Here is a 312-nt window from a genome sequence, read left to right as displayed (position 1 = left end):
CTCCCTCGAATGCTGTGGGTACGGTGCAGTTCAAGTCGAACGGCACGGCAATCGGCACTCCGGTCACGGTGACTGGTGGTGTTGCGACATTGAGCCATTCGTTCGATGCTGCTGGTGCGCAGAGTGTTACGGCTGACTTCACCGCCGGTGCTGGCTTTGTCAGCTCCTCGGCGTCGGCTCAGACGGTGACGGTCTCCGATCCGGCTCCGGTGGATGTGGAGACCACGACGTCGCTCTCGGTTCCGGCGACGGCGATCACGGGTACTGCGGTTGATCTGACCGCTACCGTGGCTCCCTCGAATGCTGTGGGTA

General features: G+C 62.5%; 1 protein-coding gene. It reads left to right on the top strand.

What is annotated here, in order from left to right; genetic code table 11:
- Positions 1-23: 23 nt before the first annotated feature.
- Positions 24-312, top strand: a 289-nt coding sequence (locus tag QM609_RS29165) for an Ig-like domain-containing protein (protein ID WP_283337663.1), incomplete at its 3' end; no start/stop codon positions are given.

It is taken from the genome of Rhodococcus sp. IEGM 1302, from assembly GCF_030056935.1.
GTDB classification, from domain to species: domain Bacteria; phylum Actinomycetota; class Actinomycetes; order Mycobacteriales; family Mycobacteriaceae; genus Rhodococcus_F; species Rhodococcus_F qingshengii.
The sequence above is the reverse complement of the archived record's forward strand: the minus strand, read 5'-3'. Positions and strand labels throughout refer to the sequence as shown.